The sequence below is a fragment of the Geminicoccus harenae genome (assembly GCF_019800005.1).
GTDB classification, from domain to species: Bacteria; Pseudomonadota; Alphaproteobacteria; order Geminicoccales; family Geminicoccaceae; genus Geminicoccus; species Geminicoccus harenae.
Genome location: NZ_JABGCL010000102.1, coordinates 1 through 2,582 on the forward strand (window position 1 = coordinate 1; position 2,582 = coordinate 2,582).

The 2,582-nt window shown below is 59.5% G+C and carries 4 protein-coding genes; 2 read left to right on the top strand and 2 right to left on the bottom strand.

Annotated features, from left to right (window positions below; genetic code table 11):
• The first annotated feature begins 518 nt into the window (after positions 1 to 518).
• Positions 519 to 893 (top strand): type II toxin-antitoxin system HicB family antitoxin, encoded by a 375-nt coding sequence (locus tag HLA95_RS26875; RefSeq protein ID WP_191062333.1) that lies wholly within the window; start codon positions 519 to 521, stop codon positions 891 to 893.
• A gap of 225 nt (positions 894 to 1,118) precedes the next feature.
• On the opposite strand, the gene HLA95_RS26880 is transcribed toward HLA95_RS26875, so the two are convergent.
• A complete protein-coding gene (locus HLA95_RS26880; RefSeq protein ID WP_191062332.1) occupies positions 1,119 to 1,340 on the bottom strand; it encodes a hypothetical protein in 222 nt (73 codons plus the stop codon).
• Positions 1,337 to 1,594, bottom strand: a complete 258-nt coding sequence (locus tag HLA95_RS26885; protein WP_222185068.1) for a hypothetical protein — start codon at positions 1,592 to 1,594, stop codon at positions 1,337 to 1,339. The genes HLA95_RS26880 and HLA95_RS26885 overlap by 4 nt, the downstream gene beginning before the upstream one ends.
• Before the next feature lie 352 nt (positions 1,595 to 1,946).
• On the opposite strand from HLA95_RS26885, the gene HLA95_RS26890 reads away from it, so the two are divergent.
• The coding region (locus HLA95_RS26890; RefSeq protein ID WP_322100172.1) for a hypothetical protein at positions 1,947 to 2,582 on the top strand (636 nt) is incomplete at its 3' end.

Sequence of the window (2,582 nt, forward strand, 5' to 3'; positions counted from 1 at the left end):
CATCGGCAGGCGGCAGCACCCAGGCAGCCCTGTCAGGGCAATGACCATCAGAAATAATTGGTCGGTGCCTTGGGGTGCCGGCCGACGACCCATGAACACAGCAGTACTTTGTACAAGAGGTGATATGGTCTCTGCCGCGCAAACCTGCTGAAAGCTAACGGCTACGCACAACAAGCGACTGCCTGCTTCAGGTCCTTCCAGCGCTGGATGCAGCCGCCACCACGTCGACACTTCGGCATTGCCAATGAACCATTGCCGAACCGCCACGTCCGTACGTCAATATTTGAACTTCTGATTAAGGTTAACCCGGTGTTGCCGCCATGACACAAGTTCCGATCCCGTTAAAGAACATTTCCATAAAGTTGTTTATCTAAAATCGTTAAATGCGATGTACTAAACCCTAATGCGAACGAACAGAGACGCGCTTCTACTATGAACTACATCTTTATGTTGGTGATTATCGGTCCTTTGACAGACGCCGCGTCCGGAACACAGTGTCCCAAAAAGGGACCGCCCTGATGGCTCGGCACTACCCGGCCCAGCTCCGGTCAACCAGGTCCGGCGGCTACACCGTGACCTTCGCCGATTTTCCTTATTGCGTGGCAACCGGCGCCACGGTCGCGGACGCTACCGCCATGGCGGCCGATGTCCTGGCCGAGCATGTCAATGCCCTGCTGGCGGCGGGCGCTTCCCTGCCGGCACCTCGCATTGATCAGTACGCTTCCGCAGGTGCCGGCGCCCGTCGGATCCTGGTCCCGGTGGGCGGCCTCGACACGGTTGACGACGATGACAATCCGGAACGTCCTGCCAAGGACTTCGAGCAGGTCCCATCGTTGCAGGAACTGTTCCCGGGCTTGCCGACGAGGCCAAGCGCCTGGGTAAAGCGGCGCTGACTGGCCAAGCAACATCCCACTCTATCTCCTGGGTGATCCAGTCGTTCATGCTCTGCCAAGCGGCAGGCGCAACAGCTACGGGCTCATACTGGATGCGGAACGCAGCCCGACGACATGCTGTGGTCGGAGCGCGAGCGGCCAGGTAGCGCCACCACGCAAAGCCGCTTACGCCCTAGTCGCTTGGCGGTTTTGCGTCTGCAACCTGTTCTGCGCCAGCTTGTTGGCTCAGGACGGCCGGATCAACCGGACCGTCAGGTCGGCGATGTCGTCAACCAGGCCATCGCGCTCCTCGGGCGGGCACTGGAGCTGGTACGCGTAGCTGCGCTTGATCCGCCGCCGCTCGATCGTTGTTTGGACGGCTGTCAAAAAGATCGGTCTTGTCGTTCCTTCCGCCCGCTCGACGGCTTCGCCGAAGCTGTTGGTCCAGACCACCTGATACACGGTCATTTCCACGCTGCCGGTCGTTCGGTGCCATCCACCATGCCACGACCATGATCCGGGAAATCCTTGCTCCAGCCGCTCCCTTCCCGCGCGCGCAGGAGGGGTAGGTCGAGATCGGCCAGCAGCATCCGGGCTGCCGCGGCAAGATGGGGAAGACCATACTCCTCCATCGTGACGATGATCTGGCGCAAGTGGGCAGCCTGATGCTCCAATTCTTGGAGACGGCGTTTGGCATCCGACAAGTCGTGGCCACCAAGCATTCCGACAGCCTCCTGCGGATAATCTACCCCGAGACGATTGACATCCCAGGCATCTCACGCAACGGTTATGATTGCTACCTGTGATAGATCACGTCAATCAGAAAAAGCAGCCTGCGCGAATTACTCAACCCTTCGCTTGGCTGCTGTTGCGGAACAGTGGCTTGAGGCAGCTCATCGAGAGGGATGCGCCGCATCCTGCGACGCTGGCGGTCGTCCGGGGTGCGGATGTCAAAAACATCCAGCTGTGTCTAAATATGCTATTATTAAAATTGACGTAGCCGCAGCATATTCTAATAGACTTCCGGAAGCTGAGACGAATTTTACAGTACTCAGCCCGTCACGAGGCCAACCGATGAATCGTCGTCTTGTTGGGCTATGCGCTATTTTAGCGTTAGCCGGCTGTGCAACTCAGCCCGATAATATCAGCACCCAGTATGTGTCGCCGGTTCAATACCGGGGCTATGACTGCAACCAGGTCAGCCTGGAGATGCAGCGGATCTCCGGCCGGGTCTCACAGCTCCATGCCTCCCTGGATACAAAGGCAGATGCCGATGCCGCACAGATGGCAATCGGCATGGTGCTGTTCTGGCCAGCTCTGTTCTTTCTTGAGGGAGGCGATGGCCCCGAAGCGGCGGAGTACGCTCGCCTGAAGGGCGAGTATGACGCCCTGCAGCAGATGAATGTGCAGAAGACTTGCCATCTGCCGCAAGATCCCGGGGTAATCCAGCCGTTGCCGCAGCCCCCGTCGGTCGAGATTGCCAGTGCGGCAGTTGCAGCACCGGTGCCAGCGCTGGCTTATGCAGATCCCCCTATGCTGCAAGCAGCGCCACCCCCTGCGCCTGTCGTCTTCGCTGCAGTGGCTCCTGCCCCCACTTCTACCGCCCCCACGCCGCCGGCCAACCCGGTCGTCGTGGCTGCAGCTCCAGCTCGCACTTTGCCCAGCAGTACCACAAGCACTCGGCCTCGTGCGGTTGCACTTGCGACTTCC